General features: G+C 59.1%; 12 protein-coding genes. 9 read left to right on the top strand and 3 right to left on the bottom strand.

The annotated features are described in order from the left end of the window. The first annotated feature begins 47 nt into the window (after positions 1-47). Complete coding sequence (locus HHJ06_RS11885; RefSeq protein ID WP_215429178.1) at positions 48-1,805, top strand: 4Fe-4S dicluster domain-containing protein; 1,758 nt, start codon at positions 48-50, stop codon at positions 1,803-1,805. A gap of 193 nt (positions 1,806-1,998) precedes the next feature. Next, positions 1,999-2,235, top strand: coding sequence for a hypothetical protein (locus HHJ06_RS09720; RefSeq protein ID WP_215429181.1), 237 nt, complete (start codon positions 1,999-2,001; stop codon positions 2,233-2,235). Between the two features lie 22 nt (positions 2,236-2,257). Here the strand turns inward: HHJ06_RS09720 and HHJ06_RS09725 are convergent, their stop codons facing one another. Together HHJ06_RS09725 and HHJ06_RS09730 are read right to left on the bottom strand one after the other, a co-directional pair. Next, a complete protein-coding gene (locus HHJ06_RS09725; protein WP_215429184.1) occupies positions 2,258-2,710 on the bottom strand; it encodes a GNAT family N-acetyltransferase in 453 nt (150 codons plus the stop codon). Between the two features lie 53 nt (positions 2,711-2,763). Further along, a complete protein-coding gene (locus HHJ06_RS09730) occupies positions 2,764-4,440 on the bottom strand; it encodes a hypothetical protein (RefSeq protein ID WP_215429186.1) in 1,677 nt (558 codons plus the stop codon). 131 nt (positions 4,441-4,571) lie between these two features. Here HHJ06_RS09730 and HHJ06_RS09735 point away from each other — a divergent pair, with 131 nt between their 5' ends. The 4 genes from HHJ06_RS09735 to HHJ06_RS09750 all read left to right on the top strand — a co-directional run bounded on the left by HHJ06_RS09735 (position 4,572) and on the right by HHJ06_RS09750 (position 9,613). Continuing rightward, on the top strand, positions 4,572-6,398 hold the full coding sequence (locus HHJ06_RS09735) for an ATP-binding cassette domain-containing protein (RefSeq protein WP_215429189.1): 1,827 nt from the start codon (positions 4,572-4,574) through the stop codon (positions 6,396-6,398). 53 nt (positions 6,399-6,451) lie between these two features. Next, positions 6,452-6,883 carry a hypothetical protein gene (locus HHJ06_RS09740; RefSeq protein WP_215429191.1) on the top strand — a complete coding sequence of 144 codons (432 nt, stop codon included), beginning with the start codon at positions 6,452-6,454 and terminating at the stop codon, positions 6,881-6,883. A 17-nt stretch (positions 6,884-6,900) separates the two neighbouring features. Continuing rightward, a complete protein-coding gene (locus HHJ06_RS09745) occupies positions 6,901-8,796 on the top strand; it encodes a hypothetical protein (protein WP_215429193.1) in 1,896 nt (631 codons plus the stop codon). Between the two features lie 82 nt (positions 8,797-8,878). After that, positions 8,879-9,613, top strand: coding sequence for a L,D-transpeptidase family protein (locus HHJ06_RS09750; protein ID WP_215429196.1), 735 nt, complete (start codon positions 8,879-8,881; stop codon positions 9,611-9,613). A 474-nt stretch (positions 9,614-10,087) separates the two neighbouring features. On the opposite strand, the gene HHJ06_RS09755 is transcribed toward HHJ06_RS09750, so the two are convergent. Beyond that, positions 10,088-10,750 (bottom strand): hypothetical protein, encoded by a 663-nt coding sequence (locus HHJ06_RS09755; RefSeq protein WP_215429198.1) that lies wholly within the window; start codon positions 10,748-10,750, stop codon positions 10,088-10,090. Between the two features lie 358 nt (positions 10,751-11,108). Between HHJ06_RS09755 and HHJ06_RS09760 the strand changes: the two genes are divergently transcribed. The 3 genes from HHJ06_RS09760 (at position 11,109) to HHJ06_RS09770 (ending at position 16,186) form a co-directional block, all read left to right on the top strand. Then, a complete protein-coding gene (locus HHJ06_RS09760; protein ID WP_215429206.1) occupies positions 11,109-12,485 on the top strand; it encodes an exopolysaccharide biosynthesis polyprenyl glycosylphosphotransferase in 1,377 nt (458 codons plus the stop codon). A 218-nt stretch (positions 12,486-12,703) separates the two neighbouring features. After that, positions 12,704-13,882 (top strand): galactokinase, encoded by a 1,179-nt coding sequence (gene galK, locus HHJ06_RS09765; RefSeq protein ID WP_251841486.1) that lies wholly within the window; start codon positions 12,704-12,706, stop codon positions 13,880-13,882. 12 nt (positions 13,883-13,894) lie between these two features. Continuing rightward, positions 13,895-16,186, top strand: a complete 2,292-nt coding sequence (locus tag HHJ06_RS09770; protein WP_251841487.1) for a sodium:solute symporter family transporter — start codon at positions 13,895-13,897, stop codon at positions 16,184-16,186. Positions 16,187-16,413 lie beyond the last annotated feature (227 nt).

The following is a 16,413-nucleotide window of genomic DNA, read 5'->3' on the forward strand; positions in this document are numbered from 1 at the left end:
GACGCGGAAGGGGCCAACTTTCCGCCTCCGGCGGTTTTATTACTGGTATGTCAGTCATCAAAGCCTTTTTCGTCAGTCCGCTGAAGTGGCTCCGCGTGACGGTGGCCGTCATCTTCTTCGTCGGGATTGCGTATGCCTTCCTGCACCATATTCCCGCGTGGAACGTTCCGAACATGACGGGCGGAGGGGAAGGCATGGAAAACTCTTTCTCCCTGGCGCAGTGGCAGTTTATCCCGTCCGTGCTGGGGGCTCTGGACGGTGTTTCCGTTTCCATCGGGATTCTGGCGGTTCTGCTGCTGCTCACGCTGCTGTTCGGGCGCGTCTATTGCTCCTTCCTCTGTCCGCTGGGTATTCTCCAGGACATCGTTTTCCGAATCCGCCGCTGGATGGCGCCGAAGCGTTTCCTGAAATTTTCCACTCCCGTGCCATGGGTGCGGTATGTGGTGCTGGGAGCGCTGGCCGCCTGCTGCGTGACCGGGCTTGCCGGCCTGTCCCTGAACTGGCTGGACCCGTACAGCATCTTCGGGCGCATCATGTATGTGCTGGCATGGCCTGCCGCCATCTGGAGCAACAACCTGCTGGCGGGGGACAGCGCCTCTGCCGACCTGGTCCGCATGGACTATTTCTCCGTGGCCTTTCCGGCCCTGCTGGCTTCTGCGGGCATGCTCGGCCTGGTGGTCGTCATGAGCGCCTGGAAAGGGCGCCTGTACTGTAATACGGTGTGCCCCGTGGGTACGCTGCTGGGGCTGCTCTCCCGCGTCTCCCTCTTCCGGCTGGGCTTTGATCCCGGTTCCTGCAAGAAATGCGGCAAATGCGTCAAATCCTGCAAGGCCCAGTGCCTGAACCTGAAGGAATACAGGATAGACGCCTCCCGCTGCGTGGCGTGCTACGACTGCGTGCGTTCCTGCTCCGAGGGGGGGATACGCTACCGCTGGTTCACCAAAACCCGCACGCTGATTCCCGCCAAAAAGAAAAAAGCCGCCCCGGCGCCCGTTCCCCCTTCCGCGGCCGCCGCTCCCCCCATCGCCGGGAGTTCCCGCCGCCAGTTCCTGGGGGCCACCGCGGCCGGACTGGCTACCGCGGCCCTTTCCGGATGCCGTGGTGACGCCGCCCAGAGGCTGGACCCCACCCAGTGCGTCCTGCCCCCCGGCGCCGGGTCTCTGGAACGCTTTCTGGACAGGTGCACCGGGTGCCAGATGTGCATAGCCAACTGCCCCACCCATGTGCTCCAGCCTGCCTATTTGCAGCTCGGGCTGAAAGGGTTCATGAAGCCCCGGATGGATTTTTCCACCAAATACTGCCTTTACGACTGCCACCGCTGTGCGGAAGTCTGCCCCACGGGCGCCATCCGCCAGCTCCCCATTACGGCGGAGAGGGATACTGCGGAACTTACGAAGGATACCACGCGCATCGCCGTGGCCCAGTTCTACGTCTGCCGCTGCCTGGTTGCGCGGGAGGACATGGACTGCGGCGCCTGTACGGAGCACTGCCCCACCAAGGCCCTTTACACGGTACCCTACATCGGGCGGGACGGGCAGGAACACCGCCTGCCCCGGCTGGACCCTTCCCTGTGCATCGGCTGCGGCGCGTGCGAACACGCGTGCCCCGTCACCACGGAACGGCCGGAGGAACGCGCGCGCCTGAATTCCTGCAACCTGTGCGAGGAGAGATGCGAGTTCAGGAAACACCGGGAAATGCCTACCCGCGCCCTCATCGTCCGCGCCGTGAACCCCCAGCAGAAAGCCGTGAAGAAATTTGAGGAAAAAGCCGTGGATCCGGTAGGGGATGCGGACTTCCCGTTCTGAGTGCGGCCCGTGAGGGCAAGTCCTTTCCCGCTGCGCTCCGAATAATGGTTGTGATGAGGGCCGGGAAATCCCGGTTTCCCGGCTCTTGTAAAAACCTTCCATGGGGGAAAACTCCGGCTGTCCTTCCCCTTGCGTTCACAAGTAAATCATTTATCATCAATTAGCAAAAAAGTTGACGGCTATGTGGGAATGGATGAGAAATGAAATTCTGGAATGGATGACGGACTGGCTGGCGGACGCCTTTTCCCTGTCTCCCCTTTACGCGGAAGAATGGACCCTGTTGCGGTTCATCAATGCTTTTTTACTGGCGTGCGCCGTAGCGTTTCTGCTGGCGGCGGGCTTGCTGGGGTGGGCACCTTTCCTGATTGCGGCGGCTCTTCTGCTGACAGGCGCCGTCACCAGGCTGGTGGTGTGGAAGCTGATGAAATGAAATCTTCCTGATTGCGGCGGATTCAGGCCTTCTTTTCCAGAAATACCGTCGTCATGCCTGGTGCCGTCTCTCTGTACAGCTCCACATAACCCAGCTTGCGGTACAGATGCAGGGTTTCCGGGGTCTCCGCCGAGGTGAAGAGGAAGTAACTGGCCGCTTTTCCACGGAAGTGTTCTTCCAGATGCTGCATGAGCTGCCGTCCGAGTCCCCTGTTCCGGCAGGCCGGGTCCACAATCAGCTTGCCTACGCGGCAGACTCCTTCAGCATCCAGGCAGCCTCTGACGGACGCGGTGATACGCCCGTTTTCCGTATATTTGAAGACCACGCCGTGTCGCGCCTCCTCCTGCAAATCTTCCAGGGTCTGTTGCAGAGGCGGAATAGTGCCGAGCCCCAGCCGCTCCGCCACTTCTCCGAAGGCGAGGAATTGAAGATTCAGGATTGCCGGAAAGTCTTCCCGGGATGCTTGCCGGATCATGGCCCCCATCATGGTTCCGGAAAAGGGCGGAAACCATGAAAAAAAGCGGGATGTCATTTTTCCGTGGGAGCCGGGACGATGCCGCCCAGCCCGATGCGCATGTTCAGGGGATGGCGGATAACGGTTGGGTTGACGATGTATTTTGCGCAGCAGCTTAAAGTGCCGGGAGGCTGTGGAAAGGAATAGGTGATGAGGTGGGCGGTTTCATCCTCCGGGTCTTTATTGGTCATGATCTGTATGCCCCCTTCCACATGAAAGCCGCTGAAATGCGGTTTTCCATGGTGGCCCTGCAACTTGAAGGTGACCCGGCATTCCTTTGCTGACGGCTTAATGCCGAGAAGGGTGGCCTGAAGCCGGAAGGGCGGATAGCCTTCGGATGCTGCCGGAACGTCGAACACCCATTTTTTGCCCGGTTCTGCCGGAATCGTCCGGGCCGGAGTTGTGTGAACTTCTCCGACCGGCACGCGGAGCTCCCCGGTCAGCAGCCATCCCCCGTTGCCGGGAGGGAGCGAACGGGGAAGAGGAAAAAAGAGCATGTTATAGGTGGAGGTTCCCCATGTGGGAGGCTTAACCCGGCAGTGAACGGCTGTTTTTCCACCGGGGGTGGAAAGGTTGATATAACTGGCTCCCTGTTGTTCCATATCATTCAGCAGGGCGTGGTTTTTATCCGTATGAAGGTGAATGCCGAGAAAGACGGGTTCCTGCTCGTTTCTAGAGAAAAACCAATTGTATAATTTTACCTGAAGGGCTGATGACGGCCGTGCGGAAAGACCGGATTCAGGGTTGTTCACCGGTTCCCGGGAAGGGCGGGGCGTAGAAAGGGAGGGGTTCACGGTCAGGTCAATGGGAACATCCAGCGAATGTTTGCTGGGAAGGTAAACGGCGCCGATTTTCAATTCACGGGGGAGGCTGGGGACGGGCTTTCCCGCTCCTTCCCCATCCGTTTCTTCTTCCATTTCGTACAGGCAGGCAATTCTGGTTTTACCGTCTTCCTGTTCTTCAATTTCCGGCGTAAGGGCGCGCCGCAGGCCGGGTATGGGGCGTCCGGTGGAATCCAGAATGGCAAAGCCTTGAATGAAAGCGGAAGAAGGGAATTCCGCCTCGCAGGATAGGGTGGTCCGCTCTTCGTTGGTTTTCAGTTGAATGGAAGCCGTGTTGCTGGCGGAGTCAGCCTGGATGATATCGCTGTTTTCCCGGACGCCTGGCTCCGGAAGGTCCAGATAGAATGTCTGGGGCTCTTCCGCTGGTTGGACCGTTTGCTCCAGCATCAGCCGTTGCGGGTCCGGGCAGAACTGGACGGTCCAGGTTCCGCGGATGCGCAGCCATTCCGATTGAGGGGCCGGCAGCTCCTTGAAACCGCAGGAAAAATGCAGGATGGTGTAAGGTGACCCGGGAGAGGATGAGGATTTGGAGCCAAGAACATGGGAAGGATTGAGCTTGCCGGGCACTCCCCATGGCTGGCGGGGGTCGCAGGGCGTTTCTTTTCCGGTGGAATCCCGCATGGCCAGTCGCGTGAGCTGTCCTTCCCCGGAAGAAGGAACGATAAAGGTTCCTTTCCCTTGCAGCATGATGGAGATGCCCAGGCTGACTTTTCCGGGTCCGTTCATATAGGAAATGCTCCAGTCATCCAGGGCGACGGTAAAACGGGGCTGCTCCGCGGCCGGAGGCGGGGCGGCACATGCCAGGGGAGCCAGAAAGGCGGCTAAAGCGAGGGAGCGGGTAAAAATCATTTAATTTAATTGGAGAAATGCCGTGAAGGGAAAGTTTTTGAATAACATATTCTTCGTTTACGGCAAGATAAAACCCGGATACCCGATTTTCCTTGATGATGCAGGAATTGATACGTTAGGATAAAAGAACCATGTTGCAGGCGGACGGCATTACGTATGAGATAGAAACACCGGATGGTCCTTTGAAATTATTGGACAATGTCAGCTTTAATGTGCCCAGGGGGCATTTTATGGCTATTGTGGGACCTTCCGGGTGCGGAAAGACCACCTTGTTAAAGGCGGTTGCGGGCATGATTGCGGAAACGGACGGCCGTTTTTTCTGGAATGGCCATGATCTGGCGGAAGAAGACTTTGAACCGTCGGAAATCGGGTTCGTTCCCCAGTTCAGCATTGCCTATGACCAGTTGAGCGTGGATGAGAATGTGGAGAGCGCCGCCAGGCTCCGCTGCCGGTTCAATTCCGTGGACGATTTGGACGACAGCATTGACAATGCGCTGGAAGTAACCGGGATGGAAGGGATTGCGGACCGTGACGTGAAGATTCTTTCCGGCGGCCAGAAGCGGCGCCTGGCGCTGGCCATGGAGTTGGTGTCCAATCCGCGCCTGCTGATTTGCGACGAGGTGACGTCCGGCCTGGACCCCAGGTCCGAGCACGATATCGTGGACCTTCTGCATGAAATCTCCCGTTCGGAAGGCCGCATCGTCATTTCCGTCACGCACAGCCTTTCCCATCTGGACCGGTATGATTCCATCCTGGTGATGCACCAGGGCTGCGTGGCTTATCACGGTTCTCCGAAGACCATGCTCCATTACTTCGGCGTTTCCTCGCTGGAGGAGATTTATCCCAAGCTTCAGGACCGTGAAGGCCCCTCCTGGTGCCGGTCCTGGGGCAAGCACCGGGATTCCTATTATTCCCGGATGGAGAAGGAGAGGGAACAGAAGATTCTTTCCGGGGAACTCCCGGATCCGGATGCCGTGCGCAGCGCCGTGAGAGCCGGGAAGGCAGGGGAAGCGCCGGAAACGGAGGAAGAAGGGGCGGAAGCCGTGCAGGACGATCCCGCGGAAACCCGCGCCGAGGAAGGGCAGGGGGATGCTCCGGAGGATTCCATTCCGGAAGTGCCGGGATTTTTTACGCAGTTCTTTTGCCTGCTGGGGCGCCGCTGGCGCATCTTTTTCCGTGACCGCTCCCAATTGATTCTGCAATTGGTGATGATTCTGCTGTTTCCGGTGCTGGTAGCCATGTTCACGGACAAGGGCACCGGGCAGATCGTGGGGCTTTCCGCCACACAGGACGTGCAGACCCTCCAGAAGGATATGGAGGCCCAGCAGTTGAATATGAAGACGGGTTCCGCCGTTTCCGGCATCATCATGTTTGAAGTGATTCTGCTGGGCCTGATGGGCTCCAACAATGCCGCGCGGGAGGTGGCCGGGGAACGGGCCATCATGGAGAAGGAGAAATACGCGGGCATGCGGCCTTCCGCCTATCTGGGGAGCAAGCTGGCCTACCTGAGCGTTCTGGTGCTGGTGCAGTCCGTCTGGATGTTCGCCTTTGTGGATTTCTTCTGGGACCGGGGCGGCGGCCTGACGCACCTGCTGTTCCTGATTCTGGCGGACGCCGCCATGACCTTTGTGTGCCTGGGCATTTCCTCCCTGGCCCGGAGCGCGGACCAGGCCTCCCTGCTGAGCATTTACCTGGTGGGCTTCCAGCTTCCCCTTTCCGGGGCGGTGCTGGCCCTTCCGGAACAGGTGGAGGGTTTCATACGGCCCTTCATTTCCGCGTACTGGGCCTGGTCCGGCAGCATCTCCGCCCTGAAGGCCGACGTGTACAACGCCGTCAAGAATGTGCTGGATACGGACCTGACCCCGGCCCTGCTTTGCTATGTTGTTCTGGGCGCACACGTTGCATGCGGCATTGCCGCTTCCTACGCGGGCATTCGCCGCTCGCGCTGGGAGCTGTAATTTAATGCGTGCACTTGCGCGGAGTTCGTTATATACTTTTTCCATCAAAAGTTATGGCGAGACGACGTGCAGCAAAAAAAAAGAGTTCCTCATCATCCGCGCTGATGCTGGTGGTCGGCGCGGTAGTACTTGTGCTGGCCGTCATCGTGGGAGTTGTCGTATTCCGCGCCAAGGAGAAGCCGCAGGCGGGGTCCGACATTCCGCTGGATATCCTGGCGGCGAACGCTTCCCAGCTTTCCAATAACAATTACGTGCTGGACGGAACGGTGATCGACCGTTTTCCGCGCGGCGAGTCCGAGCTGATTTCCTTTTTGTACAAGGACGCCTCCGGGCGTGAATACATTATTCCCATTTCTGTTTCCGCGGAGGCCAGGAACGGCCTGAACATCAACCGCGACCAGCAGTACAGAATAGAATTCCGTGTGGAAGACATCACTCCGAAGGTGCGCGGCGTATGCGTAGCCACATCCATTCAGCCTAAATGAACAACCTTCCCCGACCCATGAAATGCTGCCTTTTCCTGACTCTGGCCTGCGCTGTTCCGGCGCTGGGGCAGATGATGTATAATCCGCCCGCTTCCGGCGGGGGCGCTCCCGCCGCTCCCCCTTCCTCCCCGGCCGCCGCGCAGCCGAATGCCTACCAGCCTTCCCGTCAGGGGGATGCCAAGTCCCTGTACGGCAATGAACTGCCCTTCCTGAATCCTCAGGACGGCACCGTGACCATCAACGGTTCTACGCTGAACATGGGCAGTTTCCGGGAGATTGAGGCGCGCTTCAACAAGTACCTGAGCCAGCCGGAGGAGAGCACGGAGGACGCCAAGGAGTATCAGAAGATTTTTCAAAAACTCCATGAGACGCTTTCCATGCGGAAGGAAAAACTGTTGGCGGACAATGTGGTGCGGCAGGTAGTGGACCTGTTGACCGCCGCTTCCAGCAATCCGCTGGACGGAGGCGTGTCCGATGCCCTCTGCCAGGCTATTTATACTGCGTGGCAGGCCAAGACCAACGGGAAGAACAAGGGGAAGATGCTTGAGGCGATGGAGAGGGAGATACGCAGCAATGCCCAGAAGATGAGCCTGATGGAAAGCGGCGTGACCACCAGTTCCGGTTCCCCCTCCAACCAGAAGGGGGGCAAGAAAGGCGCCTCTGCCAGTAATCCGGCCAAGAACAACCCCCGCTACAAGTATCTGGAAAAGCGCATGGTGGAGATGGAGGCCCGCAAGCTGAAGCTGGAGAGCGAGCAGGTGCTGACGGTGACGGAAGCGAAGATCGTGTTCCAGTCCACGCTGGTGCAGTTGTTCGCCCAGCGGCGCTTTGACCATGTTTCCATAGGCTGCGGCATTTACAGCCGCCTGTTCAATGACGGGGATACCAAGCTGAGGCTGGACAAAAATTCGGACGCCGCCAAGATGTTCAGCGGCACGCTGGGGGCCCCCCCCACCGTAGCCGTTCTGGATAACCTTTCCCGGGAGCTGGCGCGTGATTCGGACCGCCACATGAAGGCCGTGAACAACCTGGTGGATTCCCGCCATTACGTGGACGCGCTGGAACGGCTGAATGAGGCGCTCCTGATCGGGGAGTTCATGCCTGCCGTGAATACGTTCCCGTATGAGAAGAAGCAGAAGCTTTATGCCTTCAAGCGGGATGTGGAGAAGCTGTTTGAGCTGATGAACGGCAAGGATTACGAGGAAGCCCTTACCCTGGTGGAAGCCCTTAAAAAGACCGCACGGGATTTCAGCACGGGCCGTGCCGAATCCGCCATCAGCGCCGCCGTGTTCGCCAGTGACGCCTACATCGCGCAGGGCCAGGAAGCCCTCGCCAGGGGAGACCGCCCCAAGCTGGAGGAATGCCTGAAGAGCGCCATTGAAATCTGGCCCAAGAATCCGCGCCTGCTTCCGCTGCGGAACGCCATGATGGCCGCCGGGCAGCAGTCACACGCGCTGGAGGATTTCAAGCGCTTCCACAAGAACAAGAATTACCGCCGCATTTTTGACAACCAGCATGAGTTCGCCGTGCTGGTGAAGGATGACCCGGAGCTCCAGAAGCAGTTTGTGGAGGACCTGGGCAAGATGGCCGTCATTGAACGCGCCCTGGGTGCCGCGCGCCAGCGTGAGGCCATGCAGGACGTGTACGGCGCCTGGGAGGAATTGCAGCAATTGCGTTCCAGGGACCAGGAGCTGTTCATTAATGACCAGGAACTGAACGCCCAGTACCTGGACCTGACCACCAAGGCGAGCACCCTGGTGAATCTGCTGAATGATGCGGAAAAGTGCCGGAACGCGGGGGAAGTGGGTTCAGCCCTGGGCAAGTACATGGAGGCCAAGAAGCTGTACCTTTATTCCCGCTTTGCCAAGGAGGGGATTGAATCCCTGCTGAATGAGGTTCTTCCGTTGAACTAGGGAGGGGCTTCCGGCCCGCGGCGTGTCTGCGGAGACGGAGTATTTGCTTTTCTTCCGGGGCGCCGCCGCTATGCTACCGCCCATGAAGGCAGTGTACCTGTGTTTGTGCATGCTGGCGGCGTTCTGCATTACGGCCGCGGCGCTTCCCGCGGATTGCAGCCAGGTGATTGTGGGGTCCGCGGAGGGCTGGAACAGTTCCCATGTGCAGTTGAGCCTTTTGGAAAAGGGGCCGCGCGGCTGGGTGATGGTGAAGGGGCCTTTTCCGGCGCGTCTGGGAAAATCCGGCTTGGTCTGGGGCAGGGGCGTCAGCCTTCCGCCTTCCGGCGGTCCGGTGAAGAAGGAGGGGGACTTGCGTTCCCCCGCCGGGATTTTTGAACTGGGAGGGGTGTATGGCACGGTTCCCGTACCGCAGAAGAAGCGCTCCATGCCGTACCGCCGCATTACGCCGCGTGACATGTGGGTGGATGATCCCGCTTCCCCGCTGTACAACCAGCACTTTGTCTTGAAGCATGACCCCTCCACTCCGTGGGAGTTCAAGCAGCAGATGAAGCTGAACGATTACGCGCACAGCCTGAAACTGTTTATCAGGCATAATGCCGCAGCCGGACGGGAGAAGCCCGTGCCTGGCGGCGGCTCCTCCATCTTCTTCCACATCTGGCGCCGGAACGGCGGGGCCCCTACGGCCGGTTGCACCGCCATGAGTGAGGAGAACCTGAGAGCCATGATCGCGTGGCTGGACCCCTCCAAACACCCGCTTTACATCCTGCTGCCCGCCAGGGACTATCTGCGCCTGCGCGGAGCCTGGGGATTGCCGTAATGGCCCCCGTCTTTTCCGTGCCTTCCCTGTGTCCGCATTTCCATGGAGGGAAAGAGCCATGGGGATTCTTCCATGTCCCCCGGCCTGTGCCGCGCCTGCGGCCGTTCCCGTTCCCGCGCGTGGAAATGCGGTGTGGCCGGCCACAAATAGTTGAAAAGGGTTGAATTTGCTTGAAATGCCTTGAAAATGCAGGCTTTCCGCGCCGGGATGGAAGAGTCGCGGGGACAGTTGCGGAAATAAATGCCCGGAAGGGCCAATCTTGAAAAATTGAAAGGGCCATTTGTTCCATTTGGGATACTTCACCCTTTCCTTTTCCCCCTGACCTTTCCGATTATTTAAGGTTCCACCCTTTCGTCTGTTGATGGCTGGTTACAGCGGGAGAGAGGCAAGGAGCGGAAACGGGGCGGGCCTTTTCCTCCTTAAACGCAAGAAGCCGGCCTTCTTGCAAAGGCCGGCTTCCGCATGATAAAACGGTTACTGTTCCTGAGTCTGGGAAGCGGGCGCTTCCGGCTGGATCAGGGGAGTGGAGGTTTCCTTCACTTCTTCCATGGCGGTCTGCTCCTCCCGGGGGGAGCGGGCTTCCCTGGGCTGTTCCTGGCGTTCGTTGGCGCCGCTGACCAGCAGGTTCCGGCCCATGAAGGGCTGGTTGTGGAGAATATCCACGGAACGGACGGCATCTTCCATCTTCTTCATTTCCACAAAGGCGTAGCCCTTGGACTTGTGGGTGCGGGGATTGTAAATGATTTCCACGGAACTGACTTCGCCGATGCCCTTGAATACGTCTTCAAGATCGCTTTCCGTAGCTTCATAGGAGAGGTTGCCCACGTAAAGCCTGCGGTTGGAAACGGGCTGCTTGGGTGCGGAAACGCGTTCCTGCCTGTTGTTGCGGGCCACGCGGGTGTTGGTCTTGGCGGGAGCTGCCTTGTCCCTGGGGGCAGGCTTGTTATTCTTGGCCGGACGAATGCCGAAGAGCCCCAGGAAACGCTGCCACAGGGAGAGCTTGGCAGGTGCTTCTTTCTTATACTTGGGACGGTAGCCGCTGGAATCCCGGCGGTCATTGCCATAGGAGCGTCCGCTCTTGTTGTAGCGGCGGCGGGCTCCCTGGCCCTGCCTTCCCTGTGTGTTGTGTTGTGACATACTTATATTCTAAGTTGGTGATTATGTTGGTGTCATGCCGGAGTTGTCGCTGTATGCAGTAGGTTCCGGCCGGAGCATCGCCGGGACGTTCCGCTACCATGAGAAAAGCCAGGAGTAAGGATGCCCCATTCCCCGATCAACGGTCCATGCATGGTCTGATAGGGGGGCGATCCGGCTAGGTGCGGTACCAGTCCGGTCGATTGACGCGTATACCAATGCACAGGGAACCGGCTTCTTGCAAGCCGGTTTCCCGTCATTTTGGGCTTTCCGGCGCCCGCAAACGGGGGAAGGTGAGCTAGCAACTTGACAAAAAGACCAAGGGGGGGCACTTTAACTTCAACTAACTTGTACTCTCTCGATGCTGATTCAAAATGCAGACCGTACTACCTACGGGATCAATAAGATTGTTTTTTCCATCCTTGCATTCGTCATTTTCTTTATTGTCGGTTTTGTTTCATGGCAATGGATGGGGGTGGATCCGGAGCCGTGGCGTCTGCGCGTGCTGGTGCTGACGCCGCTGACGATGTCCCTGCTGCTGTACGTCTGCTGTGACCAGCTCGGCGTTTACTACCGGTGCATGACGCTGGGAATGAGCATCCAGCGGTTTGTGGTGGCGTATGCCTGTTTTGTCGTGGTCAGCATGATTACCTGGAAGTTTCTTGTACCCTTTTTCGTGGACATCGCCGTGCAGACGCTGGCTTATGTGCTGACCTTCCTGTGCGGCCTCTGGCTGCGCATCAACCGGTTCCGGGCGGAGAAGGTTTTGGTGGAAGAGGCCCCCACGCTCGTGGTAGGCGTTCCGGAGCACGTGAAGGAATTCCGGAAGCTGCTGAAAAGCGACCATGTGGATTTCAAGGATGAACTGATGGTGATGGCTCCTGAGGAGGTGGACCGAGAGGGGGTCAGGAGCTTGCTGATACGCCGGTGCATCAGCAAGGTGGTGTTTCTTCCGGAAGAGGTGGATTCCTCCGTGGCACGGTGCCTGGTGGAGCTGTGCGGAAAGATGGGGGTTGATTTTTATGCGAGCATGGTGGTGGACATGCCCGACGTGCACCAAACCTATTTCGGGGTGCTGGGGGGCACCAGGATGCTGGTGTACAAGTCCACCCCCATTCCCTACACTACCTCCTGGCAGTTGAAAAAGATGCTGGACTGGGTGGGCGCGCTCCTGCTCCTGGTCTTCACGTCTCCGCTGTGGCTGCTGGCCACCATAGGCATCCGGCTTTCCGACCGCGGCCCCGTCTTTTACCGCCAGAAGCGTTCCGGCCTGTATGGCAGGGAGTTCGGCATGTGGAAATTCCGCACCATGTACCGGGATGCGGACAAGAGGCTGGATGAGGTGAAGGCCAGGTACGGCAATGACATGGACGGCCCCATCTTCAAGCTGGAGCACGACCCGCGCATTTTTGCCTTCGGGCGCTTCCTGAGGAAATTCAGCATTGACGAGCTTCCGCAGCTCATCAATGTGCTGAAGGGTGAAATGAGCCTGGTGGGCCCGCGCCCTTTGCCCGTATATGAAACGGCGGCCTTTACCAGTGACGCGCACCGCCGCAGGCTGAGCGTGCTCCCCGGCGTTACGGGGTACTGGCAGATCGCGGGCCGCAGCAACATCCGTGAATTTGAACGGCTGGTGGAGCTGGACATGCATTACATTGACAACTGGTCCCTGTGGCTGGATGTCAAGCTGCTGTTGAAAACCGTCCCGGCGGTGTTGTTCGCACGCGGGGCCAAGTGACGCTTCCTCTTCCTTGCGCTCCTGAAATATACAGGGCGGCGGCAGCGTTTCCGGAGGGCTTCAGCCGCATGGCCCGGTCGCCGGGAGGCCGTTTTTACAGGGAATGCGGGCGGTTGCCGGCGCCTGTTTGGGTTATTGGCGGAAAATAAAGGAATTTGTAGCCGGACGGAGACTTTAACCTTGAGGTGGGGAAATGGATAAGGCAAAATCTGCGCACTATGGATTTAGTTCAGCGAGAAATCTCAAAAGAAACGGTGACTCCGTATTTCATCGAGTATTTCGGTCAGGCGCCAACTCATGTGGCAGCGGCACCGGGGCGTGTGAATCTCATTGGCGAACACACGGATTATAATAATGGTTTTGTAATGCCTATGGCCCTTGACAACCATTGCGTGGTGGCTGTGGCTCCCTCTCCCGCGGGCAAGCACCGCTTCTGCGGCTCCCTGGGCGACCAGATCCATGAAATTGCAGTGGAAGACGCCCTGGTTCCCGGCGATCCGTTCTGGTCCAACTACGTCCGCGGCGTCCTGGCCAACCTGCACAGGCGCGGCATAGAAATAGGCCCGGTGGACATGCTGATTGACAGCAACGTTCCGCGCGGCGGCGGCCTCTCCTCCAGCGCGGCCCTTGAAGTGGCCGTCTGCACGGCGCTTGCGGCCTTTGCCGGGGTGGAGATTGATCCCAAGGAAGTGGCCCTGATCGGCCAGGCCGTGGAACATGAATTTGTAAACGTTCCGTGCGGCATCATGGACCAGTTCATTTCCGCCAACGGAAAGAAGGGCATGGCCCTCAAGCTGGACTGCGCCTCCCTGGAATATGAACTGGTGCCGATGAACAATGAATCCGTCTCCGTGCTGGTGCTGGACAGCGCCGTGAAGCACTCCCTGGCGGACGGAGCCTACGGGCAGCGCCGCAAGCAGTGTGAGGAAGCCTCCGCCATCATGGGCGTGCCCTCCCTGCGTGAAGCCACGCTGGAATTGCTGGAATCCTTCAAGGAGCAGCTTGGCGACGTGCGCTACCGCCGCGCCCGCCACGTCATTGGGGAAAATGCCCGCGTGCAGGCCTTTGCGAACGCCCTTGCCCGCGGTGACTGGGATGAAGCCGGCGTAGCCATGCGCGGCAGCCACGCCTCCCTGCGTGATGATTATGAAGTTTCCTGTGCGGAAGTGGACACCCTGGTGTCTCTCTGTGACCGTATTCCCTCCGCCTCCTCCATTTACGGCGCCCGCATGACGGGCGGCGGCTTCGGCGGCTGCATCGTCGCCCTGGTGAAGACGGAAGACGTGGAAAAGGTGGCCCGCGAGCTTCTTGACGGCTACTGCCAGGAAACGGGGATTGAAACCACTTACCTCGTCACGCGCGCCGGGGAAGGCGCCCGTGTTCTCTACCAAGCTTAATCCATACTGATTATGAGAAAACTAGCAACCATATTCGGGGCCCTGGCCCTGATGACGTGGGGCGTTTCCGCCCAGGAGGGCTCCGCGCCCGCAACGGTGATTGATGCGCAGCCTGCCGCGGCCGCCCCGGCCATGGCCCCGGCTGCGGAAGCTCTGCCGGTCGCAGACCTTGAGCCGGCGGTTCCCGCCGCCGCCTCCCAGGAAGCCCCGGAAGCCTCCGCGGAACCTAAAACGGCTCCCCTTTCCGCGGTGGAAGTCGTCCTGTTCTGCGTGGTCGTGGTGGGCGTCATCGCCCTGGGTATCTGGAAAAGCCGTGACCCGGAAGAAACGGCGGAAGAAAAAAAGACCAAGGGAGCTTCAGACTACTTCCTGGCCGGGCGCGGCCTGACCTGGTGGCTGGTGGGTTTCTCCCTGATTGCCGCCAATATCTCCACGGAACAATTTGTGGGGATGTCCGGCAAGTCCGCCAACTGGGTGGGCATGGCGATTGCCGGGTATGAATGGCTGGCCGCCATCACGCTGGTGGTCGTGGCCTTCTGCTTCCTTCCCAAGCTGCTGAAAGGCGGCGTGTACACCATTCCCGAATTCCTGGAATACCGTTACAACACGCTGGCCCGCTCCCTGATGGCCATCGCCACGCTGCTGATTCTGGTGGGCGTGCCGACCGCCGGCGTTATTTACGCAGGCGCCAAGGTCATTTCCGTATTCTTTACAGGATACACCGCCATGGGAATTGACTTCGGCAACATCACCGTAGGCTGTATCATCATCGCCTTCTGTGCTACCGTGTACGTATTTGTGGGCGGCTTGAAAGCCTGCGCGTGGACGGACCTCTTCTGGGGCGCCGCGCTGATTGTGGGCGGCGGCGTGGTGGCGTACTTCGCCCTGATAGCGCTGAGCGGCGCGGACCCGAACCATCTGGTGCAGTCCGCCGCGGCCAATTCCGGCGCCACGGTCGCCTCCCTGGGAAATCCCTCGGACAGCTTGTGGCACGGGGTGACGCGCTTCTTTGAACTTAACTCCGGGGATGCGGCCAGCGGCGTCAATACCGTGGGCGGCAAGCTCCACATGATCCGCCCGGCGGACGACGCGGAAATCCCGTGGACGGCCCTCTGCCTGGGCCTGTGGATTCCCAACTTCTTCTACTGGGGCCTGAACCAGTACATCATGCAGCGCACGCTGGCCTCCAAGTCCCTGGCGGAAGGCCAGATGGGCATCGTGTTCGCCGCGTTCCTCAAGCTCATCATTCCGTTTGTGGTGGTGGTGCCGGGCATTCTGGCCTACAACCTGTACCGCAATGACCTGAAGGAACAGGCCGAAGTGAAGTATGCGGCGGAAATCCGCAAGGCGGAAGATCCCGCCAAGGTCCAGGGCCGTCCCGTCATCTACAAGCTTACGGACAGCTTCCTGGTGGAAAACGTGGAGCAAGGCTGCGCCCACGCCCTGCATAATGCGGAGGTAATGAAGGTGGGCGGCGAGGTTATGGCTGATCTGAAGCAGGCCTGCGCCGATCTGAAGGCGGACGCCGCCGATGACCAGACCACGCTGGCGGAACGCGCTCCCTTCGTGGAAAAGATCGCCAAGCTTAACGACAAGATTATCAAGCCCGCCGTAGACAATTCGGACGGCTACTACCTGACGGATACCCTGGTGGGCTTTGACTATGACTCCGCCTTCGGCACGCTGATCAGGAAACTGCTGCCCGGCACGGGGTGGACGTGGTTCGTGCTTGCCGCCCTCTTCGGCGCGGTGGTGTCTTCCCTGGCGTCCATGCTGAACTCCGCTTCCACCATCTTCACGATGGACATTTACAACAAGCTGCGCAGGAACGCAAAACCGCCGGAACTGGTGACCGTCGGCAAGATCGGCCTGCTGGCGTGCGCCGTGATTGCGCTGTGCATTGCTCCGTTCCTGGACAGTCCGGCCTTTGGCGGCATCTTCAACTTCATTCAGGAATTCCAGGGCTTCCTCAGCCCGGGCGCCCTGTGCGTGTTCCTCTTCGGCTTCTTTGTGCCGAAGTGCCCGCGCATCTTCGGCTGGCTGGGTATTGTCATTAATGCCCTCCTGTACGGAGCCCTGAAGATATGGCAGCCGGAAATGGCCTTCCTGAACCGCATGGCCGTCTGCTTCATCATCGTCATGGTCATCGGCCTTATCTTCACGCTGGTGAACGTCGCCCGCGGCGGACAGTCCATCGTGCTCCCGGACCGGGGCGTGGTGGCCCTGCAATCTTCCTCCCGCGCCAAGATTTTTGGCTGGTTTGTGGTTGCCGCTACGGTAATCCTGTACATCATCTTCTGGTAATGCAGGGAAGGCTTTAAGCCTGTGTTTTTCATCCTCCCGGCCTTGGGGCCGGGGGGATTTTTTGTGTCTGGAAGAAGGGCTGTTTTTTCTTGGAACCGTTTGAAATGAAAATGGATGTCAAAACGGATGACACATTGCTTCTCGTTGTTTCTTAATACATTGTTCCGGAAATTGGAAAAATGGGATTTTTTTTTCATCTATTGCGTGAACCCGGAGTGTGCGTTCGA

Origin of the sequence: Akkermansia muciniphila, from assembly GCF_018709685.1 — a bacterium.
In the GTDB taxonomy this organism is placed as follows: Bacteria; Verrucomicrobiota; Verrucomicrobiia; order Verrucomicrobiales; family Akkermansiaceae; genus Akkermansia; species Akkermansia muciniphila_E.